The organism is Streptomyces sp. NPDC094448 (assembly GCF_044763775.1).
Taxonomy (GTDB): Bacteria; Actinomycetota; Actinomycetes; order Streptomycetales; family Streptomycetaceae; genus Streptomyces.
In genome coordinates this window covers 64,075-87,225 of the sequence record NZ_JBIWGU010000001.1, presented here as the reverse complement: position 1 = coordinate 87,225, position 23,151 = coordinate 64,075, and the positions used below count along the sequence as shown (strand labels likewise).

Sequence of the window (23,151 nt, the reverse complement as noted above, 5' to 3'; positions counted from 1 at the left end):
GCAGTCACCACCGCACCCGGCGGCGGAGCCCGATGGCGGCGTACGCGCAGACGAGCCCCGCCAGCGACAGCGCGAGTGCCACGCCGACGGGCCGGGAGAGCAGCCGGGCACCCGCCACCAGCCATACGTCCGCCTGGTGCGGCAGCTGCACCCAGGTCAGTTCGCGGAGCCGGCCGGGGAGTCCGGCGAAAGACCGTACCGGCGAAGCGGCCAGCGCCTTCTGGACCAGAGGGGTGACGAGGACCGGGACGGCCAGTACGGCGGCGGCCCCGGCCGCCGTCGACCGGAACGTCCCGGCGGCGAGGAGCCCGGCCCAGGCGCAGCCGATCGCGAGCCCGCCCCAGCCGGCGGCGAGCGCGGGCCAGTTCTCCGGCAGCACGGTCGCCTCGGGGCCGTACACCAGTCCGAGCGCCTGGAAACCCGCGACGGCGACGAGCAGCGCGAGCACCAGCGCATAGGCGGCGGTCACCACCAGTTTGGCGAGGAGCAGTCCGACACGGCGCGGTACGGTGCCGCGCGCGGCCGCGAGCGCCGGATAGCGGAACTCGTCGCCGAAGGAGAGCGCGCCGACCAGCCCGGCCGCGAAGGCGGCGGGGGGCAGCGGGAGGAAACCGGGCCAGGCGGCGACGGCAGCCTGGACCGGGGTGTCCCGGGACCGGGCGAGCAGCAGCCCGACGGCGACCGAGACGAGAACGGCGGCAGCGGCGATCCACCAGGCGGTGCGCACTCCCAGCAGACGGTGGAGTTCGTAGCGCAGGGGGCGGGCGGGGCTGGTCACCGGCCGGGGCACCGGGAGTGTGCCGGGAAGCCCTTCGGTGGTTCCCCGGCGAAGCCGGGAGAACCGGGCGGGCTCAGGGGCCTCGGCGGCGGGGCCGGGCCCGGACCGCGCCTCGGCCGGAGCGGGCGGGCAGTCGCCGGTCTCGTCGGCGAGACGGTGGACGAGGACACCGTGCCGGAACGCGGTCTCGCCCACCTCTGCGCTGGTGCTCCCGTACACCGAGAGCAGCCCGCCGCGCTCCGTGACGACCTCGACGGAGCGCCGGGCGGCGCGTGCCTCGCGGTGGACGACGTCGGCGAGGCGTGCCGCGTGCGGGGTCCGGACGGAGACCCGGGGGCGCAGCCGGGTACGGGCGAATTCGGCACCGTCCTGGTCGGCGACGAGGCGCCCCGCGTCGAGGGTGACGACCCGGTCCGCGATCCGGGCCGCCTCCTTGGGGTCGGCGACGGTGCACAGTACGGCTCCACCGCGTTCGGCATGGCCGCGCAGCGCGCCGTACAGCCATGCCTGGTCGCGGGGCGAGAGCCCCTTCGCGGGCTCGTCGAGGAGGAGTGTGGCGGGGTCGCCCAGAAGGGCGGAGGCGAGCCCGAGCCGCCGGTCCATGGCGAGCGGCAGCGTGCCGAGGTGCTCGTCGGCGACGCCTTCGAGCCCCATGGTCTCCAGGAGCTGCCCGGCTCTGGCCATCGGGACCCCGGCGGCCGCGCAGAGCATCCGCAGCTGCCCCCGGGCGGTCCGGGCCGGATGCCCGGGTACGTCGCCGAACAGGGCGCCCACTTCGCGCGCGGGGTGTGCGAGGTCGGCCAGCCTGTTCCCTCGGTAGTACGTGACCCCCTGGCCGGGGTCGAGTTCCAGCATCAGGCGCAGTGCGGTCGTCTTACCCGCCCCTGCGGCCCCGAGCAGAACCGTGACCAGGCCGGGGGCGGCGTCGAAGGAGAGGTCGTCGACGGCAGGAGGAAGCTCCCGCCGGGGGGCGCTGGTCAGTCCGATGGCCTGGAGCATCGCGTCTCCCACGGAGGGGCGGCCCCGAGGACCGCCCGGTGGTATGCGGGCACCGAGCACGATAACTCGACATTTCGGACTTTCTGCGCATTACCCTCGCCCGGGTGTTCCGGGCGCCGCATCCGGCTCGGCTGCCCGCGCCCGGGGCACGCGCCTCCGCGGTCGCGCGGCCGGACCATCCCGACCGCCGGCGGACGGCCCACGGCGGCTCCGGCCCGACCGGTCAGACCTCGGGGCGCAGCATCGGCGGATTGAGCAGCGTCGCCCCACCCGCCCGGAACAACTGGGCCGGCCGCCCGCCCTGCCGGGTCGTCGTCCCGCCCGCCGGAACCAGGAACCCCGGCGTACCCGTCACCTTCCGGTGGAAGTTCCTGGGGTCCAGGACCACCCCCCACACCGCCTCGTACACCCGCCGCAGCTCGCCCACGGTGAACTCCGGCGTACAGAAGGCCGTGGCCAGCGAGGAGTATTCGATCTTGGATCGGGCCCGCTCCACCCCGTCCGCCAGAATCCGCGCATGGTCGAAGGCGAGTGGTCCGGTCTGCCCGTCGCCGTCCTGGACGGGCTCCGCCTCTTGGGCGAGCAGATCCTCCACAGCTGCCCAGCGTGCGCCGTGTGCGTCCCCACCGGCCCGGGGCGCGGGCAGATCGGGCGCCAGCACCAGATGGGCGACGCTCACCACCCGCATCCGGGGATCGCGGTCGGGGGCGCCGTAGGTGGCGAGCTGCTCCAAATGGGCACCGCCGCCCAGCTCCGGCGTCGCCGGGTCATGGGCGCAGAGCCCGGTCTCCTCGGCCAGCTCCCGGGCGGCGGCCCCCACCAGGTCCTCATCCGCCCGCACGAACCCGCCCGGCAGCGCCCACCGCCCCTGGAAAGGCGCTTCCCCGCGCCGCACCACCAGCGCACAGAGTTCATGGCGGCGCACCGTGAGCACGACCAGATCGACAGTGACAGCAAAAGGGGGAAAGGCCGACGGGTCGTAGGGAGGCATGGCCGTGATCATAGTCGTCTGCCTGACGATAAACACTCCTTTCGGCTTCTCCCCCGCTTCTCCGATCCCCCTCCGCCCGCGGCCCGGTCGGCCCTCGCCACCGGCTGCCCACCCGCCGGGCACCGGGCCGGTCGTGGCGGCCCGACGCCTGCCGTGACACCTCCTTCAGGCTTCGCCCAGGGCATCCTCCGTCCGGCCGCCGCCACGGGCGGTTCCACCCGCCGTCCGTCCGCGGGTGCCCGCCGCACGTCGCTGCCTGCCCGGACGTACCGCCGTCTCCCGGCCGGCCGGCCCGCCCCCGGGCGGGCGCACCGTCCGGACCCGGGGCCGTACCGGACCGCCCGTGCCCCCTGCGGGGTCCGGCGCCCCGGCGTCCGGGGCCTCGTCGGCCGCCCCGGCGTCTGCGGCCGTCCGGTCGCGCGCTTCCGCCCCGGTCCGGCGGAGCCACTTCCGGACGGCCTCCGGGTCCACGCCCTCGTTGCACGCCTGGTGGAGCAGGAGGGCGAAGACGTACTCGGCGTCGCTGCGCAAAGCCGCGGCAAGGGCGATCCGCGCGGCCGGTTCGTCGCCGGTCGACCAGGCGACCCAGCCCGCGAGGGTGAGGGGTGCGGCCGCATGCTCGACATAGGGCCCGACGCAGCGCCTGGCCAGGGCCCGCCACAGCCGCAGGGCGGGTTCGGCGTCCGGCCCCTCCATCCAGGCGGCGGCCCGGTCGCGGGTCTCCCGGTCCTGGAGCCCGAGAATGACGAACGCCGCCTCGTCGTCGGCGATGAGCCGGTCGTCGGCCGCGTCGGCGAGCGGCCGGCTCGTGATCCGCTCCGCCGCGGCCAGCCGGTCCATCAGCAGCTTCGCCAGGGCGATCGTGTCGTCACCGATCTCCCTGCGCTCCTTCCCGCCGATGAGCATGCCCCGGACCAGGTCCACGCCCGCATCGTCGAGAGCGCGCCGCTGTCCGCCCGAAACCGGCTCGGGAATCGGTTCGAGCCGCGCTTCCAACTGCTTCTGGGACCCCCTCAGCCCGACCCCCGCATAGGTCGCGGCGGCGGCCAGGACCGAGGTGCCGGGGGCGACCAGCGCTGCCCCCTCCGCCGGGCAGCACCGCTCGTCCGGGCAGCAGTAGGACCAGAACCGGCCGTCGGAGATGCACAGCGCCTCGAACACGGGAACGTCGAGGGTGCCGCAGGCGGTGCGCAACCGCTGGGCAAAGGGGCGCAGCCACTCCATCACCTCGCGTCCGGTCCGGCCGGCGGCCGGTTCCCTGCAGAGGAAGAGCACGATGCCGTCGGGGCGCCCGTCCCGCCGTCGGCTCGTTTCGACCAGGCACTCCGCGAGCTGCCGGGCGGTCGGCTCCCAGTCCCCGGGCGACCCGGGGATGCCCAGCTTCACCCGGCCGCCGAACCGTCCGCGCTCCCCGTGCAGGGCCACCAGGACCACCGCGTCGGAGGGGTGGTAGCCCAGCAGATAGGGCAGGCAGTCGGCCAGTTCGGCCGGTCCGCGCAGGGTGATCTGCTCGTCCGGGCCTCCGGCCCGCCCCGCGTCGCCGAGCGGGCTCCGGCCGCCCGCCGCTTCGATGCCGTGCGCGCGGTGCGCGCCGTTCTGAGAATCTCGCTGCTCGTTCATGCCCCTGACGGTCGCAGGACGGCGACAATCCCCGCGACCCCTGTGGATAACGTTATCCACAGGCCGGGGCCGCGTTCGCTTCCTGTCGGTGCCATCGGGTTCCATGGAGCCATGACCCACGCAGACCTCGCGGATCCCGCGGACCTCCGAGTCTCGGCCGATGCCGTGCTCGCCCGTCTCGTCTCCGACCCGAGCGGTGCCGCCAGGCTGCGGGAGGACCAGTGGCTGGCCATCGAGGCGCTGGTCGCGCATCGCCGCAGAGCCTTGGTCGTCCAGCGCACGGGCTGGGGCAAGTCCGCGGTGTACTTCGTCGCCACATCCCTGCTGCGGCAGCGCGGCGCGGGTCCGACGGTGATCGTCTCCCCGCTCCTCGCTCTCATGCGCAACCAGGTGGACGCCGCGGCGCGGGCCGGTATTCGCGCCCGTACGATCAACTCGTCCAATCCGGAGGAGTGGGACGGGGTCAAGGCCGAGGTCGCCTCGGGCGACGTGGACGTCCTGCTGGTCAGCCCAGAGCGGCTGAACAACCCGGACTTCCGCGACCATGTGCTTCCCGAGCTGTCCGCCGCGACCGGACTGCTCGTGGTGGACGAGGCCCACTGCATCTCCGACTGGGGCCACGACTTCCGCCCGGACTACCGCAGGCTGCGCACGATGCTGGCGGAACTGCCCGCCGATGTCCCCGTCCTCGCGACCACCGCGACGGCCAACACCCGGGTCACGGCCGATGTCGCCGAGCAGTTGGGGACCGGTGCGGGGAGCGACGCCCTGGTGCTGCGCGGTCCGCTCGACCGGGAGAGCCTGAGCCTCGGAGTGCTGAGACTGCCCGATGCCGCGTCCCGGCTCGCCTGGCTCGCCGATCATCTCGGTGAGCTGCCGGGCTCCGGAATCGTCTACACCCTCACGGTGGCCGCCGCCGAGGAGGTCACCGCCTATCTGCGCCAGTGCGGCCACACCGTCTCCTCGTACACCGGCCGCACGGAGAACGCCGAACGGCAGCAGGCCGAGGACGATCTGCTCGCCAACCGCGTCAAGGCACTGGTCGCCACGTCCGCACTCGGCATGGGCTTCGACAAGCCCGACCTCGGTTTCGTGGTGCACCTCGGCTCGCCGTCCTCACCCATCGCGTACTACCAGCAGGTGGGCCGGGCCGGCCGCGGCGTGGAACACGCGGAGGTGCTGCTGCTGCCCGGCCGGGAGGACGAGGCCATCTGGCAGTACTTCGCCTCGGTCGGCTTCCCCTCGGAGGACCTCGTACGCCGCACGCTCGACGTGCTGGCCGGGGCCGGCCGGCCGCTCTCCCTGCCCGCCCTGGAGCCCCTCGTCGACCTGCGGCGCACCAGGCTGGAGAGCATGCTCAAGGTCCTCGACGTGGACGGGGCGGTGCGCCGGGTCAAGGGCGGCTGGACCGCCACCGGCCGGCCCTGGGTGTACGACGCGGAGCGGTATGCCCGGGTCGCCCGGCAGCGCGAGGTCGAGCAGCAGGCCATGCGGGAGTACGCGCTGTCGACGGGCTGCCGGATGGAGTTTCTGCGCCGGCAGTTGGACGACGCGGAGGCGGCTCCCTGCGGCCGCTGCGACAACTGCGCGGGCAGCCGGTTCAGCGACAAGGTCTCCGACTCCGCGCTGGACGCCGCACGCGGCGAGCTGGGGCGGCCCGGAGTCGAGGTGGAGCCGCGCCGGATGTGGCCCACCGGTCTCGCGGCGGTGGGCGTACCGCTCAAGGGCCGGATCCCCGAAGGCGAACAGACCTTCCCCGGCCGCGCGCTCGGACGCCTCTCCGATATCGGCTGGGGCAACCGTCTCCGCCCGATGCTGACACCGCAGGCGCCCGACGTCCCGGTGCCCGACGATATCGCGGAAGCCGTGGTGACGGTGCTCGCCGACTGGGCCAGGGGGCCCGGTGGCTGGGCCTCCGGGGCGCCGGACGCCCCCGCCCGGCCGGTCGGCGTGGTCACCGTCGCCTCCCGCACCAGACCGCAGCTGGTCGGGTCGCTCGGTGCCCGGATCGCCGGCATCGGCCGGATGCCGCTGCTGGGCTCCGTCGAGTACACGCCGGACGGCGAGGGCGTCCGGCCCTCCCGTTCCAACAGCGCCCAGCGGGTGCGGGCACTGCACGAGGCGTTCACCGTTCCGGACCCCCTCGCCGCGGCTCTGGCGGCGGCCGACGGCCCGGTGCTGCTCGTCGACGACCTTTCGGACACCGGCTGGACCCTTGCTGTCGCGGCCCGACTCCTTCGGAAAACCGGCGCGAAGGGGGTGTTTCCGCTGGTCCTCGCGGTTCAAGGGTGACGCCGATGGGCACGATAGAGGTCACCGGGAACTCTGGGGGCAGGGATATCCACGGCATACCCGCCCATTCCTGCCAGTGCATTCGAATTGCTCGTTGCCGCATCCGGACGAGCCAGGAAGAATTGAAATGCTCCCCGCGCGGTCCCTCGGTGGTCTGAAGGGCTGTGCCGCGGTGCGCCCTCACCCGACCCTGCCCGCACTGTGGGCGCGTATGCGAAGGGAGGATCGTGACCTTCGGATTCGCTTCGTCCGCAGCCACTTCGACGAGCGGCTCCGCCAGCCGTCTCGCCCGGATGCTCCAGCCCTCCGAGTGGACGGCGGCAGGGATCCCGCTGCTCCGCAACCCCCGAGAAGTGGTCAGCGGACTGCACACCCGCCACCGGCCCACCCCCTCCACTGCCGTTGTCGCCGTACTCGACCCCGAGGAACGGCTGGCCGCGAGTGCCTCGTTCGCCCGGCGCTCGGCACCGGCAGACGGCTGGGAGTTCCGTAACGCCCTGCTGGCCCATCTCCGCCGGGTCATCCCGCACGACCTCCGCCGACGGGCTCCGGTGCGCACCGCGGTCCTGCTCTACTGCCGCGACGGCGACGAGCGGTGGACCGAGGAGGACGGCGCGTGGATGTGGGGACTGCGTGACGCCTGCACGCTGCACGGCCTGCGCTGCGGCGCCTACATCACGCTGACCCGGGGCGGCTGGCAGGTGTTCGGCGAAGGCCGGGGCGGCCGACGGCCGAACTCCACCTCCGTACCGGGTGATCTCGCCGACGCGCTGGCGTCCGAACCCTATGAGCTGCGCACGGCAGGCGGCTCTCCGGAGGTCCTGCGGCGCACGGCGGCCCGCTGACCGGCGGCACACAGCGCCGCCCCCGGGCGAAACATCCGCGTGTCCGGCCGCCCCGGACACGGCGCCGGGCGGAGCCGTCGCTCCGGAGCATCCGCGGCTCCGGCCGGCCACCGGGGTACGAGTTCACGACGGCTCCGGTCCGGTCTCCGGCTGTCCCCGCCGGGGACAGCCGGAGACCGGATCCGGGCGCTCTGCGACCCGCCACGGCCCGGAAGGCCGTCACGGGCCCGAGGTCAGACCGTCACACCGAGCACGGTGTTGATCCGCTGGGGATCTCCGCACACGATCAGCAGGGCCGTCGCCTTCTTCATCGCCTCGGGGAGGACCCGGGCGGCGGAGTCTTCCGCGCCTCCGTTGAGCGCGACCACGACCACCGGCCGGTTCGCGGCCCGGTCCACGGCGCCCGCGTCGGCGTGGAAGACGTCGTCACCGGCATCGTGCTGAGCCCAGTAGGCGGCCTCACCGAACGTCAGCTCGTGGGTCGCCCACGGGTGGCGTTCACCGGTGGTCAGCACCAGCACGTCTCCGGGCGCCCGCCCGGAGTCGAGCAGCAGATCGACCGCTTCCTCAGCCGCGTCCAGCGCACCGTCCGCCGGAGCGGGGATCGACTGAATCTGCGGCTGGGAACGATTCTGCGGCGCGGAAGGCTTTATGGCAGGGGCGTTCGTAGGGGCCGGAGGCACCGGCCTCGCCGGGCCGGGGCTCCCCGGGCGGGGAGTTGCCGTGGAACGCGGACCGGGTACGGGACGAGGGGTCGGCGCGGTGCGGCCGGCGGCCGGAGTGGCGCGGGGACCCTGGGCACTCTCGTGAATCTGAGGCTCCTCGGGAGGGAGAGGCATGAGTGGATGTCTATCAAATGCCGGTTCGACCGGCATCAGCGGGTGGGCACGTACGTGCGATTTCCCTGGTGGCGGTGGGGTTCAGAAGTCGAAGCCGAGTTGGCCCCCGCTCTCCGGTGTCGTCGGCTCCGGCACGGTCCGGACCTTCTTCAGATGCCGCCACCGGGGCAGCGCATCGAGATAAGCCCAGGACAGCCGGTGGTAGGGGGTGGGCCCCAGCTCGGCAAGGGCGGCCTTATGAGCCGGTGAGGGGTATCCGGCATTGGCGGCGAAGGCGAAGCCGGCGAATTCCTCCGGCAGTTCCGCCATGCGTGCGTCGCGGTACACCTTGGCGATCACCGAGGCCGCCGCGACCGCCACACACGACTGATCCCCCTTGATCACGGTGCGCACCTGCCAGGGGGCACCGAGGTAGTCGTGCTTCCCGTCCAGGATCACGGCGTCCGGGCGGTCCGGCAGGGCTTCCAGCGCCCGGCACGCGGCCAGCCTGAGGGCAGCGGTCATACCCAGCTCGTCGATCTCCTCCGGAGAAGCATGGCCGAGCGCATGGGCGGTCACCCAGGTCTCCAGCTCGGCGGCGAGCTGCTCACGGCGCTTCGGTGAAAGGAGTTTGGAATCGGTGAGACCGGCGGGCGGGCGGCGCAGTCCGGTGACAGCGGCACACACGGTCACGGGACCGGCCCAGGCTCCGCGCCCGACCTCGTCGACACCGGCGACGATCCTGGCTCCGGTGGTCGCCCGGATGGAGCGCTCGACTCTGTGAGTGGGTGGTTCGTACGGCATGGCGCCAGCAAGGGTACGCCGCCCGCCCCCACCGGGGACAACCGGATTCCGATCACGGTTCCGCACCACCTGTCGCGCGATCACCACCGGCCACAGCACCAAGCTCTCCGCACGGCCTCGGCAAGGGCTTCACACCCCGCCGGCCATCCCGGCGATCTCCCGATCCCCCATTCGCTCCCGCACACTGTGGAGCGGTACATCACCGATCCGGGGATCATCTCGAAGACCATGCGGTCCCTCGCGTCTCCCCGGGCCTCCCCAGCGGCAACACCCCGGCCCACCAGCCGGATCAGCCGGACGGACGGCTCGACGGCCCGCCCGTGATCACCGCCTGGAACCTCTCCCCGGCGGCCGCATCGCATTCGTGAAGGACGGACCGGAAGACCGGAGATCTGCCGGCGCCTTCCGGATGGACATCGGTCCGGTCGCCCTGGCCGTACGGACGGCGATACTCGTCCTCCGGGTCCGCAGGAGCGACCTTCAGGCCCTCGGCGGTGGAACCGGCCCCGGCACCCGCATCGGGCCGGCAGGGAAGGCCGCAACCCGCCCCGCGGAGGGACCGGTACGTGCTCCGCCCGGCCACCCCGCCACCGAACACCACCGCCGGGCATCTGCCCGCATACCGGTACGGGCGGGCGCTCAGGGCCCGGGTACCCAGTCCGGCAGCGCCTCCGCCAACTCCAGCCACGGCTCGGGCGGCCGCCCGGCCCGGCCGGCCGCAACCACACCGCAGACGATCGCGCAGGTGGTGTCGACATCCCCGCCCACCTGCGCGGTCGTCCAGAACGCCTGCTCGAAGTCGCCCAGCGACCGGGCGGCCGACCAGAGGGCAAACGGAACCGTGTCATGGGCACTGGTCCGCCGCCCGCAGCCGAGCACCGCAGCGACGGTCGCCGCGTCGCCGTAGTCGAGCATGTCGCGGGCACGGCGCAACCCCTGCCCCACCGCGCTGCGCGGTACCAGCGCGATGACACCGTCCAGCAGTTCGCCGGGCAGCGGGGCACCCGCCGGATTCGCCGCCAGCGCCGCGGCCGCCGCCACGGCCATCGCCCCGACCACGGCCTCCCGATGCTGATGGGTGGTGTACGAGGAGATCTCGGCCTGATGGGTCGCCTGCTCGGGGTCGTCCGCGTACCACGCTCCGAGGGGCGCGATCCGCATCGCAGAACCATTGCCCCACGAACCCTGGCCGTTGAAAAGGCCTGTGGCGAGTTCTCGCCAGTCGCCCCCTTCACGGACCAGCCGGAGCATACGGTTGACGGCGGGGCCGTAGCCGCGGTCGAAATCGTGGCGTTCGGCGAAGGCGTGCGCCAGTGCGTCCTGGTCCACCCGGCCGTGCTCGGCCAGCACGGTCACCACCGAGCAAGCCATCTCGGTGTCGTCGGTCCACTGCCAGGGACCGGGCGGCAGGGCGCGCCGTTTCAGGAAGGGGGAATTGGCCGGTACGAAGAACTGGGAGCCCAAGGCGTCTCCCACGGACAGTCCGCGCAGGCTGTCCAGGGCGCGGTCGAGGCGCCGGTCGCGAGGGGAGTCAGCGGTCATCTTCCCGCCACTCTAACCGGTGATGCCGTACGGCTCGGGCGTACGCCACTGTGCGAACGGCCGGTCCAGTGTGTAGCGGCCGTCCTCACCAAGCCGGAGTACCCGGGTCTCGCCGTTGCCGGGATTGGACAGCGACTCGAAATCGGCCACGGTCCAGTGGAACCAGCGCATGCAGAAGAGCCGCATCGTCAGCCCGTGGGTCACCAGGAGTACGTTCTGCGGATGGTCGGGGGCCTCGAAACTCCGGTGGAGGGACTCCAGGAAGGCTCCGACGCGGTCGTAGACGTCCGCTCCCGACTCGCCCTGGGCGAAGCGGTAGAAGAAGTGCCCGTAAGCGTCCCGGTACGCCTTCTGGAGGCGTACGTCGTCCCGGTCCTGCCAGTTGCCCCAGTCCTGCTCCCGCAGCCGGGGCTCCTCTCTGACCCGGACCCGGGCGGGGTCGAGACCGAAGGAGCGAAACGTTTCATGGGTCCGTCGGTACGGTGAGACGTACACGCTGACCTGCTCCCGGCCGAACAGCTCACGCAGCTCGGCGCCCGCCGCCTCGGCCTGGGCGTATCCGGTGGCGGTGAGCCTCAGGGCATGGTCGGGCTCGCGTTCGTAGACGGTGTCGTCGACGTTCCCCTCCGACTCTCCGTGCCGTACGAGAACGATGCGTCGCGGTCGTGCCATGTCACGACCCTAGATCGGACCCGGCGCCCCCGGTCGTCCGGGACGGCCCATCCGGCGTACGCCCCTGGGGGCCGCCCGGACCGCCGCGGCACGGCGGATCCGGCGGTCAGACCGTCCAGGAGGGTTCGAGCTGGACGACGTCTCCGCTGAGCGCCACGACGTCCGCCTCCGTCTGAGCCCGTGACAGCAGCCGCTCCACCCGGTCGCTGCGGTACTTGCCGTGTTCGGCCTCTGACTGCCACATCGACATCACGAGGAACTCGTTCCCCGGCGCCTCGCCGAACAGCCCGCGGACCATCCCGGGTGATCCGGCCATCGCGGGGTTCCACACCTTCTCCTGCATGAGTGCATAGTGCGCGACCCGTTCCTCGCGCACCTTGCAGTGGGCGACCCGGACCACATCGGCGCCCGTGAACAGCGGTTCGAAGCCCGTCTTCACATCGAAGAGGTGGTCGAACAACCTGACCTGGGCATCGCGGTACGTCCCCGCCTGCCCGGACGCCAGCCGGTCGTGCGCACGGGCCATGAAGGAGTCGTAGAACGCCCGGCTCTCCCAGAAGGCGAAGACATGCGCGACCCGGGGCCGGCCCCTGCTCCAGCCCCCGCCCTGGCCCCGGAATCCCGGCTCACCCAGCAGCCCCGCCCATTTCCGCTGCCCCCGGTCGAAGCCATGACGGTCGACCACGGTGCAGCGAATCCACTTGACCAGCACCGCGCCATCGTACGGCCCGGTCCATGGCGTACACCCGCCATTCCCTCGCCCCGCGGCCCCACGAGCGGATACGGTCAAGGGACGCAGAGTAACCGGCAGTTGTTGGGGAAGGGATATGTGGTGAGCAGCCCGAACAAAGGTGTCCGCACGGTCGAGGTGGCCCTGCGCTGGGATCCGAGCCCACTGGGACGGTCACCGCACGATCTGGACATCGTCGCCGCTACCTATCGCAAGGACGCGCCGTCCGGGGACCCGGCGTACGTCGTGCACTTCGACAGCCGCTCGCCCGACGGCACCATCAGCCTGACCCGGGACAGCCGCACCGGTCAGGGCTTCGGTTCGGACGAGGTGATGAAGCTGGAGCTGGAGCGGCTCGCCCCCGCGTACGGGCGGGTCCTCGTGGGAGTGGTCATCCAGCAGGCCCATGGCCGACTGGCCTTCGCGGACGTGGCGAACACCCGGGTCACGATGGCCGAGGGCTATACCGAGCTGGACAGTGTCGACTTCTCGTCGGTGCCGGGTGCGACGGCGGCGGTCATAGCCGAGTTCGTCCGCAGCGATACGGGAAGCTGGGTCTTCCACGACGGGGTACGGGGTTTCGACACCGATCCCCAGGGTTTCGTCGGCCTGATGGGCCGCGGCTGATCCGCCGTCGGCGGCCGGTGCCCGGTAGCTCCCGGGTGTACGGCCAGGGGCGCCGACCGGAGAACCGGTCGGCGCCCCTGGCACCGGATCAGCTGCAGCCGCTCGTGGAGCCACAGCCCTCGCAGATGTAGCAGGACCCGGCCCGCTGCATCTTGGTGCCGCAGGAGAAGCAGAGCGGGGCATCGGCGCTGATGCCCAACTGCATCTCGACCAGTTCGGCCGAGGTGTGCGGCGCCTGCTGGGGTGCCGGGATCGCCGCATTCGGGGCCGGAACGGGCGCCGGTGCGACGTCCTGCTGACGCGGCGCGGACTGGGCGAGCCCCTCCACGTCGACCTCGTCGTCCTCGATGGACGGCTCGTAGGAGCCGGTCTCCAGGTGGCGCTGACGCTCCTCGGCGGAGTGGATTCCCAGCGCCGAGCGGGTCTCGAACGGCAGGAAGTCGAGCGCCAGGCGGCGGAAGATGTAGTCGACGATCGACTGCGCCATCCGCACGTCCGGGTCGTCCGTCATTCCGGCCGGCTCGAAGCGCATGTTGGTGAACTTGGAGACGTAGGTCTCCAGCGGCACGCCGTATTGCAGACCGACCGAGACCGCGATGGAGAAGGCGTCCATCATGCCCGCGAGGGTGGACCCCTGCTTGGACATCTTCAGGAAGACCTCGCCGAGACCGTCGTCCGGGTAGGAGTTGGCGGTCATATAGCCCTCGGCGCCGCCCACGGTAAAGGAGGTGGTGATGCCGGGACGGCCCTTCGGCAGCCGCTTGCGCACCGGACGGTACTCGACGACCTTCTCGACCGCGGACCGGATGGTCTCTTCGGCCTTCTCGGTGATCTCCGCCTTCTCCTTCTCCTTGGTCTTGGCGGAGAGGGGCTGGCCCACCTTGCAGTTGTCGCGGTAGATCGCGAGCGCCTTGACGCCCATCTTCCACGCCTCGAAGTAGATCTCCTCGACCTCTTCGACGGTCGCCGACTCCGGCATGTTCACCGTCTTGGAGAGGGCACCGGAAATCCAGGGCTGGATCGCGGCCATCATCCGGACATGGCCCATGGCGGAGATGGACCGCTCGCCCATGGCACAGTCGAAGACCTCGTAGTGCCCGGTCTTCAGGCCGGGGGCGTCGACGACGTTGCCGTTCTCGGCGATGTGGGCGACGATCGCTTCGATCTGCTCGGGCTGGTAGCCGAGACGGCGCAGCGCCTGCGGCACGGTGCCGTTCACGATCTGCATCGAGCCGCCGCCGACGAGCTTCTTGAACTTCACCAGGGCGAGGTCGGGCTCCAGGCCGGTGGTGTCGCACGACATGGCCAGACCGATGGTGCCGGTCGGCGCGATGACGGAGGCCTGGGCGTTGCGGAAGCCGTTCTTCTCGCCCAGGCGGATCACGTCCTGCCAGGCCTCGGTGGCAGCGGCCCAGATGGGGGTGTCCAGGTCGTCCACCCGGACGGCCTTGGTGTTGGCGTCGGCGTGCTGCTGCATGACGCGGTTGTGGGGCTTCGCGTTCCGGGCATAGCCGTCGTAGGCGCCGACCACGGCGGCCAGCTCCGCGGAGCGTCGGTACGACGCGCCCGTCATCAGCGAGGTGATGGCACCCGCCAGGGCCCGGCCACCGTCGCTGTCGTAGGCGTGGCCCGTGGCCATGAGCAGGGCGCCGAGGTTGGCGTAGCCGATGCCGAGCTGACGGAAGGCGCGGGTGTTCTCGCCGATCTTCTGCGTCGGGAAGTCGGCGAAGCAGATGGAGATGTCCATCGCCGTGATGACCAGCTCGACGACCTTGGAGAAGCGCTCGACGTCGAAGGACTGGTGGCCCTCGCCGTCGTCCTTGAGGAACTTCATCAGGTTCAGCGAGGCGAGATTGCAGGACGTGTTGTCCAGGTGCATGTACTCGCTGCACGGGTTCGAGCCGTTGATCCGGCCGGACTCGGGGCAGGTGTGCCAGTGGTTGATGGTGTCGTCGTACTGGATACCGGGGTCCGCGCAGGCCCAGGCGGCCTCGGCCATCTTGCGGAAGAGCGCCTTGGCGTCGACCTCCTCGATGATCTCGCCGGTCATCCGCGCGCGCAGCCCGAAGCGACCGCCCGACTCCACGGCCTTCATGAACTCGTCGTTGACCCGGACGGAGTTATTGGCGTTCTGGTACTGGACGGACGTGATGTCGTCACCGCCCAGGTCCATGTCGAAGCCCGCGTCCCGCAGGGCGCGGATCTTCTCCTCTTCCTTGACCTTGGTCTCGATGAAGCTCTCGATATCGGGGTGGTCGACATCGAGGATGACCATCTTCGCCGCGCGGCGGGTGGCGCCACCGGACTTGATCGTTCCGGCGGAGGCGTCGGCTCCGCGCATAAAGGAGACCGGACCGGAGGCGTTGCCGCCGGAGGAGAGCAGTTCCTTGGAGGAACGGATCCGGGAGAGGTTCAGACCGGCGCCCGAACCTCCCTTGAAGATCATTCCCTCTTCCTTGTACCACTCCAGGATCGACTCCATGGAGTCGTCCACGGCCAGGATGAAGCAGGCGGACACCTGCTGCGGCTGGGGCGTGCCGACGTTGAACCACACCGGGGAGTTGAAGCTGAAGATCTGGTGGAGCAGGGCGTAGGCCAGCTCGTGCTCGAAGATCTCGGCGTCGGCGGGCGAGGCGAAGTAGCTGTGGTCCTCGCCGGCCTTCCGGTACGTCTTCACGATCCGGTCGATCAGCTGCTTCAGACCGGTCTCGCGCTGAGGGGTGCCGACAGCGCCGCGGAAGTACTTACTGGTGACGATGTTGACCGCGTTCACCGACCAGAAGTCGGGGAACTCGACGCCACGCTGCTCGAAGTTGATCGAGCCGTCGCGCCAGTTGGTCATGACGACGTCACGGCGCTCCCAGACCACCTCGTCGTACGGGTGCACGCCGGGGGTGGTGTGGACACGCTCGATGCGCAGGCCCTTGTTCGCCTTGGCTCCCTTGGCTCGGGACCCTCGTGCGGGACCGCTCGTCGTCTCTGTCATGCCGCCTCCCATTTACGGGCAAAAACGCCCTGAAGTGCCCAGATCTTCCCGTGGCACTGCCTGTCTTGGATACCGTGCGCGCCGAGCGCTCACGGTCGGTGTTGTTCGCCGGACTGCCGCCGCTCCAGGCCGGCCGGGTACCCGGAAGACCGGGCCCGGACCGCCGTGCGGCCGTGTCAGTCGGTGGCGCGGGCGGGAACGGGCACCCCGGGGGCCCCGTCGTTCCCGTCCTCCGCGGCCGGTGGCCGCCGCACCCGGAGCTCCGCGATGGCGGCCTCGAAATCTTCGAGCGAATCGAACGCCCGGTAGACGGATGCAAAGCGCAGGTACGCGACGAGGTCGAGTTCCTGCAGGGGGCCGAGTATGGCCAGGCCCACGTCGTGGGTGGTCAGCTCGGCGCTTCCGGTGGCGCGCACCGCCTCCTCGACCCGCTGGCCGAGCTTGGCGAGGGCGTCCTCGGTGACCGGTCGCCCCTGGCACGCCTTGCGCACCCCGGAGATGACCTTGGTACGACTGAAGGGCTCCGTGACTCCGCTCCGCTTGATCACCATGAGTGAGGCGGTCTCGACCGTCGTGAAGCGGCGGGAGCAGTCGGGGCACTGCCGACGGCGTCGGATCGACGTTCCGTCGTCGGTCGTGCGGCTGTCGACCACACGGCTGTCGGGGTGCCTGCAGAAGGGGCAGTGCATGATTCCCAAACCCTCCCTCACGGCACGACTGAACAGCCCCGGCACACACGGCCGCAGCCCTTCGGAGCAAGCCCAAGCATAGGCGATGGCCTGAACCTTGGAGCACCGGGGACCACAACTTGTGGGCGGCACCCCCAATCCAACCACTAGATATGGGGTTTGCCCGGGATACCTCTCACGACGCGTGTCGCGCGGGGCGGATCGGTCGCGGACGGCGTACGCCCGGTGACCCCACGAGACCGCCGCGCGACGACTCTCCGGAGACGCGTTTCCTGGCATGGTCCGCGCCGGGACCGGTATACGGCACGGCGGGAGTCCGCGGGGGCCGCCACGCGGTACGGCGCGGGCCCGCATCGACACCCGGCGCACGGCGGGCAGCGGAATGGCGGGGTCGGCGCGGACGAGACCGGACGCGCGGGACTCCACAGCCGGGACGGGCCCGGTCACGAGAGTACGGGACACGCGACGGATCCGCCGATTCCGGGGTGGCGGATGCAAGACTGGACTCCGAGGACACGGCCCGTCCGGTTTCCGGTTCCGGCCCACCGGGCACCACCGCCCCCGTCGCCGGTCCGGGCCGCCGTACGGCAGCCCAGGACGACGCCCCGGAGCCACCCTCGACACATACACCCAAACGCATGTCCACGTAAGGCAATCAGCGTTTTTTCACTCGAACGTGTGTTTGGCGCAACCTTTCGAAACCAACTACCGTTGTTCAGCCAGGGAGACCATTCGAGAGGGGCCGACATGACCACCACCGCAGACAGTGCCATCTTTACCACCCATGACCGCCCCCAGAGCCGATTCGAACCGGTGCGCGCCCTGAGCGATGCCGCCACGGCCGCAGAGGGTTCGGAGCCCTCCCGGCCCACGCGCGCACTGCCCGGCCGACCTCCAGGAATCAGGGCGGACAGCACGGGTCTCACCGATCGGCAGCGGCGGGTCATCGAGGTCATCCGCGACTCCGTGCAGCGGCGCGGCTACCCGCCGTCGATGCGGGAGATCGGCCAGGCGGTGGGGCTCTCCAGCACCTCGTCCGTCGCCCATCAGCTGATGGCGCTGGAGCGCAAGGGCTTCCTCCGCCGCGACCCGCACCGCCCCCGGGCGTACGAGGTCCGCGGCTCGGACCAGCCCAACACCCAGCCCACGGACACCACCGGCAAGCCCGCCGCGTCCTATGTTCCGCTCGTGGGCCGGATCGCGGCCGGTGGCCCGATCCTCGCCGAGGAGTCGGTCGAGGACGTGTTCCCTCTGCCGCGCCAGCTCGTCGGCGACGGTGAGCTGTTCGTACTGAAGGTCGTCGGCGACTCCATGATCGAGGCCGCGATCTGCGACGGCGACTGGGTGACCGTCCGCCGTCAGCCCGTCGCGGAGAACGGCGACATCGTCGCCGCCATGCTGGACGGCGAGGCCACGGTCAAGCGCTTCAAGCGGGAGAACGGCCATGTGTGGCTGCTCCCCCACAATGCCGCCTACCAGCCCATCCCCGGCGACGAGGCGACCATTCTCGGCAAGGTCGTCGCCGTGTTGCGGCGGGTGTGACACCCGTCCACCCAGACCGGCCCCGGGACCCACTGCGCCGGTCCCGGGGCCCTGATCCATCCGGCCCCTTCCCTGCCGCCTACCGGGCCGTCGCACGACGGCCCGGCGGGCGGGGCCCGGCGGACTAGACCTGGTCCGCCTTCGCCGCAGCGTCGATCGACGCCAGCGAGCGCCGCACCTGATTGCGGTCCGTGGTGTACCAGAAGTCCGGCAGCGAGGCCCGCAGAAATCCGCCGTAGCGCGCATTGGCCAGTCGGGGGTCGAGTACGGCGACGACGCCCCGGTCCCCGGTCGCCCGCACCAGACGCCCCGCTCCCTGGGCCATCAGCAAGGCCGCATGAGTGGCCGCCACGGCCATAAAGCCATTGCCGCCGTCCTCCTCGACCGCTTTCTGGCGCGCACTCATCAAGGGGTCGTCGGGCCGTGGGAACGGAATCCGGTCCATGATCACCAGCTGACAGCTCGGTCCGGGGACGTCCACGCCCTGCCAGAGCGAAAGCGTGCCGAAGAGACACGTGCCGGGATCGGCCGCGAAGTTCTTGATCAGCTCGCCGAGGGTCTCCTCTCCCTGGAGGAGAATCGGATGGTCGAGCCGGGAACGCAGCTCCTCGGCGGCGGCCTGAGCGGCCCGCATCGAGGAGAACAGCCCCAGGGTCCGGCCGCCGGCCGCCTCCACCAGCTCCGCCAGCTCGTCCATCATGTCCGTACGCGAACCCTCCCGGCCCGGCGTCGCCAGATGGCGGGCCACATAGAGGATGCCCTGCTTGCGGTAGTCGAACGGCGAGCCGACGTCCAGGCCCTTCCACTGCGGGACATCATCGCCCTCGGTGCCTTCGGGAGGCAGCCCCAGCGATGCTCCGACCCCGTTGAAATCGCCACCGAGCTGGAGCGTCGCGGAGGTCAGCACCACCGAACGGTCCGTGAACAGCTTCTCCCGCAGCAACCCGGACACCTTCAGCGGAGCCACCCGCAGGGAGGCGCCGAAGCGGTCATGACGCTCGTACCAGACGACGTCGTACTCGGACCCCTGGGTGATGCGCTCGGCCACATCGTGGACGTTCTCCACCGAGGCGAGGGCCTGCTTGCGTACCGCGTCCTCGTCCTGGACGGACTTGTCGCGGGTGGATCCCAGCGCGGAGATCACATTGCGCGCGGCGTCCCTCAGCGCCAGCAGGGCATAGCCCAGATCCTCCGGGATCTCTTCGAGCCGTCCCGGCAGCGCCAGCTCCATCACCCGTTCAAAGGTCTCGGCCGCCGTCTGCAGGGAGTCGGCCGTCTTCTCGTTCACCAGCTTGGCGGCCCGGCGGACGGCACGGTTGACCTGGCCGGGCGTGAGCTCGCCGGTGGCGGCGCCGGTGACCCTCGAGACCAGCTCGTGCGCCTCGTCGATGATCAGCACTTCGTGCGGAGGGAGCACCGGCGCACCCTCGATGGCGTCGATGGCGAGCAGGGCGTGATTGGTGACGACGACCTCCGCGAGCTTGGCACGCTCCCGGGCCATCTCGGCGAAGCACTCCGCCCCGTACGCGCATTTGCTCGCGCCGAGGCACTCCCGGGAGGAGACCGACACCTGCCCCCACGCCCGGTCGGAGACACCAGGAGTCAGCGCGTCCCGGTCGCCGGTCTCGGTCTCGTCGGCCCAGTCCCTCAGCCGCAGGAGGTCCTGCCCGAGCTTGCTGGTGGGGACCGCGGCCTCGAAGGGGTCGAACAGACCCTCCTCGTCGTCCTGCGGCACACCCTCGTGCAGCCGGTGCAGACAGAGGTAGTTCGACCTCCCCTTCAGCATGGCGAACTCCGGCCGCCGGCGCAGAAGAGGGTGGAGCGCCTCCACCGTGCGCGGCAGATCGCGCTCGACGAGCTGCCGCTGGAGTGCCAGCGTCGCAGTGGCGATGACGACCCGCTCCCCGTGGGCCAGGGACGGCACCAGATAGCCGAGAGACTTTCCGGTACCGGTTCCCGCCTGGACAAGCAGGTGGGAGCCGTCCTCGACGGCTTCGGCAACGGCCTCGGCCATGCTGACCTGGCCAGGGCGTTCCACCCCGCCGACGGAGGCTACGGCGGCATGGAGGAGTTCGGGGAGGGATGGCTTCGTCATAGGCCGACCACCATACGTGCCACGACTGACAGCGCGTCCCGATCCCGGCGGATCCACTCCCACGGGTGCGGTGGGGCCGGCGCCGAGGTCCGGGTCCCCTCCGCGGCGGCCCCTGAGCGCCGGACGGTACGGAAGAAGCAGGCGCCGGCTGTTGCGCTGTAACAGCTCCGTCGCACATCGGGTACGGCTCCCCCACGGCGGCCACCCGGGCTGAACACTGTCGCTGCGGCACCCGTACCCCGTACGTACCGACAGCGGCGGATCGGGATCGACGGCGTTCCGGAAGTTCCTTGTGCGGCCCCGCCGTTCCCGGCGCCCGATGACCTTGTAAGGTTCCCGGCGGTTCCGTCGGGCCGTCACGGCAGGTCGCCGGGCGGACCGGCCGCACACCGGACCGGCAACCACCGAAGCACCGAAGCTCACCAGGGGGATCAGACATGCGACCCATTCGCCCGACGCTGGCGGCGGCCTCCATCGCCGTGGCTCTCGCGCTGACGGCCACCGGCTGCGGCGGCAGTGAGAACTCCGCAGGCGGCGGGGCGGAGCTGCCCACCGGGCTGCCCACCGATGCCGCCGGAATCCCCATACCCGACGATCTGAAGAACCGGCTCAAGGAGCACGGGCTCGATATCGACGCCTGGCGCAACGGCGAGTGGAAGAACTGGGACCGGGACACCTGGCTCCGCGAGGCCAGGGACTACATCAACCCCATCATCGAAGGCCTGTGGGACCCCGACCGCATGCGGGACGCCGAGAAGCCGGAGCAGCCCACGGACAACGACATCTCCGGCGACCAGGGAGTCACCGACCCCACGCCGCGCCGGATCGAAGCCCGCCCCGTGAAGGCCCCGTACCGTACCAGCGCGCCCACGGCGGGGAAGATCTTCTTCGACGGTCCCAAGGGCTCGATGGTCTGCTCCGCCACGGTGGTGAAGGATCCGGCCAACCCCGGCAGGTCCAATCTGGTGTGGACCGCCGGACACTGCGTCCACGCCGGCAGCAAGGGCGGCTGGTACCGCAATATCGCCTTCGTCCCCTCGTACAACGACCAGGCGAAGCCCACCGCCCGGTTGGAGAGCACCCCGAAGGCCGAGGTCGCTCCCCACGGCGTGTGGTGGGGTGACTGGGCCCAGACCTCGGACCAGTGGATCAAGGAAGGCGCCACTTCCGGCGGCCGCGGCGCGCCCTACGACTTCGCCGTCATCCATGTCACACCCGAGAAGGGCGGCACGGGCAAGTCCCTTGAGGAGACGGTCGGTTCGGCGGTCGACGTGGACTTCGACGCCCCGGCCACCCCGGAGATCGCCCGGATGGAGGCGACCGGCTATCCGGCGGGACCGCCCTTCGACGGCCAGCGGCTGTTCCAGTGCGCCGACCGTCCCGGCCGGCTCTCCGTTAAGGCCGACCAGCCGACCATGCACCGTATCGGCTGCACCATGACCGCCGGTTCGTCCGGTGGCGGCTGGCTGACCGAGGGCGCCGGCGGAAAGCGCGTGCTGGTGTCCAACACCTCCATCGGCCCGGTGTCGGGCGGCTGGCTCGCCGGTCCGCGCCTGGGCAAGGAGGCCAAGGGCGTCTACCAGGCGGTCAGCAAGAAGTTCGCCGGCCGCTAGAACCAGGACCGTCTCTTCCGGATCCTGCCGGGCTCTCCCCGGACCGTCCCCCGGCCCGCTCCGTCGGCCCTCGGCCGCAGCGGGTGCCCCGAGGAGCCCCGGTCGGCCTCCGTTCCACCGGGTCCCGTGCCCCCCGGCACGGGACCCGTCCCCATCACCGTCCCCGTTTCCGCGGATGTCCGTCCCGTACCACCCAGGAGTCCCGTCCCCCATGCGATCCATACGCCCGCTGCTGGCCGGTGTCGGTCTGGTCGCCGCACTGACACTCACCACGGCCTGCGGGCTGAACGAGAACCGGTCGTCCGGCGAGCCGGAAACCGCCTCGTCCCCGTCCGCCGGACCCGGCAGTGCCGCCCCTCCGTCACCCGCCGCCGTACCGTCCCCGTCCGCCGAACCACCCGCCACCGCCTCCCCGAACCCCTCCCCCACCAGGTCCGGGGACTCGCGCCGGAGCGGGACGGCCGACCCGAAGTGGCGTGCGGGCGGCTGGAAGGACTGGGACCGGGGCAGCTGGCGCCGTGAATCGGACGATTTCGACAACCCGGTGATCGACGATCTGTGGAAGCCCGACCGGATGGTCACGGCCGAGCCGCCGGACCGGACCGTCGAGCCCGACACCGTACCCGTGGTGGAGGACGGCTCGGACCCGGAGCCCGCCGCCGTCGAGGCCGAGCCGGAGCGGACCCCCTACCGGCAGCGTGCGGCGACCTCCGGCAAGGTCTTCTTCGATGCGCCCGAGGGCACCATGGTCTGCTCCGCCACGGTGGTGAAGGACCCGGCCAACCCCGGCAGGTCCAATCTGGTGTGGACCGCCGGACACTGCGTCCACGCCGGCAGCAAGGGCGGCTGGTACCGCAACATCGCCTTCGTCCCCGCCTACAACTCCGGTGGTCTGCCGGCCCGGGAACTGGCCGCCGCGGCCCCGGAGGACGTGGCCCCCTACGGCACGTTCTGGGCGGACTGGGTGGCAACGTCCGACCAGTGGATCGCCACCGGCAACCCCGCGGACGGTACCGGCGCCTCCTACGACTACGCGGTGCTGCAGGTGAAGCCCGAGGACGGTACGGCTTCGCTCGAGGAGACCGTCGGATCCGCCCTGGACGTCGACTTCGCGGCCCCCGAGGCGCACCGGGTCACCTCCCTCGGTATCCGGGGCTACCCGGCGGCGGCACCGTACGACGGGGCCCTTATGCACTCCTGTACGGACCGGCCCGGACGGTTCGCCTTCGAGACCGGCGCCCCGGTGATGTGGCGTATGGGATGCACCATGACCGGCGGCTCGTCGGGCGGGGGCTGGGTCGTCGACCGCGCGGGGACACCGGTCCTGGTCTCCAACACCTCCATCGGCCCGGCCGACCCCGTGTGGCTGGCGGGACCGCGGCTCGGCAAGGACGCCGAGCGCGTCTACACCTCGGTGAGCGCGAAGTACGCAGCACAGCCCTGAGACCGGTCGCATCGGCGGATCGCCCGCCGATGCCCGGGAGCGCCGTACCAACGGCTCCAACGCC

At 71.4% G+C, this 23,151-nt stretch carries 17 protein-coding genes; 6 read left to right on the top strand and 11 right to left on the bottom strand.

Features of this window, described 5'->3' with window-relative positions; genetic code table 11:
* Positions 1 to 4 precede the first annotated feature (4 nt).
* The 3 genes from ACIQ9E_RS00320 to ACIQ9E_RS00310 form a co-directional block, all read right to left on the bottom strand.
* Positions 5 to 1,777, bottom strand: coding sequence for an ATP-binding cassette domain-containing protein (locus ACIQ9E_RS00320; protein ID WP_403699584.1), 1,773 nt, complete (start codon positions 1,775 to 1,777; stop codon positions 5 to 7).
* A 223-nt stretch (positions 1,778 to 2,000) separates the two neighbouring features.
* The gene (locus tag ACIQ9E_RS00315; RefSeq protein ID WP_403699581.1) at positions 2,001 to 2,768 is read right to left on the bottom strand and encodes an NUDIX domain-containing protein; all 768 of its coding nucleotides are present in this window, start codon (positions 2,766 to 2,768) and stop codon (positions 2,001 to 2,003) included.
* Between the two features lie 165 nt (positions 2,769 to 2,933).
* Positions 2,934 to 4,388, bottom strand: coding sequence for a DUF4192 domain-containing protein (locus tag ACIQ9E_RS00310; RefSeq protein ID WP_403699578.1), 1,455 nt, complete (start codon positions 4,386 to 4,388; stop codon positions 2,934 to 2,936).
* 111 nt (positions 4,389 to 4,499) lie between these two features.
* On the opposite strand from ACIQ9E_RS00310, the gene ACIQ9E_RS00305 reads away from it, so the two are divergent.
* Together ACIQ9E_RS00305 and ACIQ9E_RS00300 are read left to right on the top strand one after the other, a co-directional pair.
* Positions 4,500 to 6,680 (top strand): DEAD/DEAH box helicase, encoded by a 2,181-nt coding sequence (locus ACIQ9E_RS00305; RefSeq protein WP_403699575.1) that lies wholly within the window; start codon positions 4,500 to 4,502, stop codon positions 6,678 to 6,680.
* A 227-nt stretch (positions 6,681 to 6,907) separates the two neighbouring features.
* Complete coding sequence (locus ACIQ9E_RS00300) at positions 6,908 to 7,525, top strand: hypothetical protein (RefSeq protein WP_403699573.1); 618 nt, start codon at positions 6,908 to 6,910, stop codon at positions 7,523 to 7,525.
* Between the two features lie 233 nt (positions 7,526 to 7,758).
* Here the strand turns inward: ACIQ9E_RS00300 and ACIQ9E_RS00295 are convergent, their stop codons facing one another.
* From ACIQ9E_RS00295 to ACIQ9E_RS00275, 5 genes are all read right to left on the bottom strand, one after another.
* Positions 7,759 to 8,364, bottom strand: coding sequence for a hypothetical protein (locus ACIQ9E_RS00295; RefSeq protein ID WP_403699570.1), 606 nt, complete (start codon positions 8,362 to 8,364; stop codon positions 7,759 to 7,761).
* Between the two features lie 81 nt (positions 8,365 to 8,445).
* Positions 8,446 to 9,147 (bottom strand): ribonuclease HII, encoded by a 702-nt coding sequence (locus ACIQ9E_RS00290; protein ID WP_403699567.1) that lies wholly within the window; start codon positions 9,145 to 9,147, stop codon positions 8,446 to 8,448.
* 639 nt (positions 9,148 to 9,786) lie between these two features.
* Positions 9,787 to 10,689: an ADP-ribosylglycohydrolase family protein gene (locus tag ACIQ9E_RS00285; RefSeq protein ID WP_403699564.1), complete on the bottom strand. Its 903-nt coding sequence runs from the start codon at positions 10,687 to 10,689 to the stop codon at positions 9,787 to 9,789.
* Between the two features lie 12 nt (positions 10,690 to 10,701).
* Positions 10,702 to 11,361, bottom strand: a complete 660-nt coding sequence (locus tag ACIQ9E_RS00280) for a histidine phosphatase family protein (protein WP_403699561.1) — start codon at positions 11,359 to 11,361, stop codon at positions 10,702 to 10,704.
* Between the two features lie 106 nt (positions 11,362 to 11,467).
* Entirely contained in the window at positions 11,468 to 12,073 is a 606-nt protein-coding gene (locus ACIQ9E_RS00275) for a YdbC family protein (RefSeq protein WP_403699558.1), read from the bottom strand.
* 120 nt (positions 12,074 to 12,193) lie between these two features.
* Here ACIQ9E_RS00275 and ACIQ9E_RS00270 point away from each other — a divergent pair, with 120 nt between their 5' ends.
* A complete protein-coding gene (locus ACIQ9E_RS00270) occupies positions 12,194 to 12,718 on the top strand; it encodes a TerD family protein (RefSeq protein WP_403699555.1) in 525 nt (174 codons plus the stop codon).
* 88 nt (positions 12,719 to 12,806) lie between these two features.
* Here ACIQ9E_RS00270 and ACIQ9E_RS00265 read toward each other — a convergent pair whose 3' ends face one another.
* On the bottom strand, positions 12,807 to 15,704 hold the full coding sequence (locus ACIQ9E_RS00265; RefSeq protein WP_403699552.1) for a vitamin B12-dependent ribonucleotide reductase: 2,898 nt from the start codon (positions 15,702 to 15,704) through the stop codon (positions 12,807 to 12,809).
* A gap of 176 nt (positions 15,705 to 15,880) precedes the next feature.
* Positions 15,881 to 16,393, bottom strand: coding sequence for a transcriptional regulator NrdR (gene nrdR, locus ACIQ9E_RS00260; RefSeq protein ID WP_389887132.1), 513 nt, complete (start codon positions 16,391 to 16,393; stop codon positions 15,881 to 15,883).
* A gap of 747 nt (positions 16,394 to 17,140) precedes the next feature.
* Between nrdR and lexA the strand changes: the two genes are divergently transcribed.
* Positions 17,141 to 17,935: a transcriptional repressor LexA gene (lexA, locus tag ACIQ9E_RS00255; RefSeq protein WP_403699548.1), complete on the top strand. Its 795-nt coding sequence runs from the start codon at positions 17,141 to 17,143 to the stop codon at positions 17,933 to 17,935.
* 124 nt (positions 17,936 to 18,059) lie between these two features.
* Here lexA and ACIQ9E_RS00250 read toward each other — a convergent pair whose 3' ends face one another.
* Positions 18,060 to 20,030, bottom strand: a complete 1,971-nt coding sequence (locus ACIQ9E_RS00250; RefSeq protein WP_403699546.1) for an ATP-dependent DNA helicase — start codon at positions 20,028 to 20,030, stop codon at positions 18,060 to 18,062.
* Positions 20,031 to 20,467: 437 nt separating this feature from the next.
* On the opposite strand from ACIQ9E_RS00250, the gene ACIQ9E_RS00245 reads away from it, so the two are divergent.
* Positions 20,468 to 21,643 carry a trypsin-like serine peptidase gene (locus ACIQ9E_RS00245; RefSeq protein ID WP_403699543.1) on the top strand — a complete coding sequence of 392 codons (1,176 nt, stop codon included), beginning with the start codon at positions 20,468 to 20,470 and terminating at the stop codon, positions 21,641 to 21,643.
* A gap of 211 nt (positions 21,644 to 21,854) precedes the next feature.
* The gene (locus ACIQ9E_RS00240) at positions 21,855 to 23,087 is read left to right on the top strand and encodes a trypsin-like serine peptidase (RefSeq protein ID WP_403699541.1); all 1,233 of its coding nucleotides are present in this window, start codon (positions 21,855 to 21,857) and stop codon (positions 23,085 to 23,087) included.
* Positions 23,088 to 23,151: the final 64 nt, after the last annotated feature.

Coding starts and splice junctions, on each gene's coding strand:
- ACIQ9E_RS00320 (WP_403699584.1), bottom strand. CDS start 1,777: ATGCTCCAGGCCATCGGACTGACCAGCGCCCCCCGGCGGGAGCTTCCT.
- ACIQ9E_RS00280 (WP_403699561.1), bottom strand. CDS start 11,361: ATGGCACGACCGCGACGCATCGTTCTCGTACGGCACGGAGAGTCGGAG.
- nrdR (WP_389887132.1), bottom strand. CDS start 16,393: ATGCACTGCCCCTTCTGCAGGCACCCCGACAGCCGTGTGGTCGACAGC.
- ACIQ9E_RS00290 (WP_403699567.1), bottom strand. CDS start 9,147: ATGCCGTACGAACCACCCACTCACAGAGTCGAGCGCTCCATCCGGGCG.
- ACIQ9E_RS00240 (WP_403699541.1), top strand. CDS start 21,855: ATGCGATCCATACGCCCGCTGCTGGCCGGTGTCGGTCTGGTCGCCGCA.
- ACIQ9E_RS00305 (WP_403699575.1), top strand. CDS start 4,500: ATGACCCACGCAGACCTCGCGGATCCCGCGGACCTCCGAGTCTCGGCC.
- ACIQ9E_RS00285 (WP_403699564.1), bottom strand. CDS start 10,689: ATGACCGCTGACTCCCCTCGCGACCGGCGCCTCGACCGCGCCCTGGAC.
- lexA (WP_403699548.1), top strand. CDS start 17,141: ATGACCACCACCGCAGACAGTGCCATCTTTACCACCCATGACCGCCCC.
- ACIQ9E_RS00315 (WP_403699581.1), bottom strand. CDS start 2,768: ATGCCTCCCTACGACCCGTCGGCCTTTCCCCCTTTTGCTGTCACTGTC.
- ACIQ9E_RS00295 (WP_403699570.1), bottom strand. CDS start 8,364: ATGCCTCTCCCTCCCGAGGAGCCTCAGATTCACGAGAGTGCCCAGGGT.
- ACIQ9E_RS00250 (WP_403699546.1), bottom strand. CDS start 20,030: ATGACGAAGCCATCCCTCCCCGAACTCCTCCATGCCGCCGTAGCCTCC.
- ACIQ9E_RS00245 (WP_403699543.1), top strand. CDS start 20,468: ATGCGACCCATTCGCCCGACGCTGGCGGCGGCCTCCATCGCCGTGGCT.
- ACIQ9E_RS00265 (WP_403699552.1), bottom strand. CDS start 15,704: ATGACAGAGACGACGAGCGGTCCCGCACGAGGGTCCCGAGCCAAGGGA.
- ACIQ9E_RS00310 (WP_403699578.1), bottom strand. CDS start 4,388: ATGAACGAGCAGCGAGATTCTCAGAACGGCGCGCACCGCGCGCACGGC.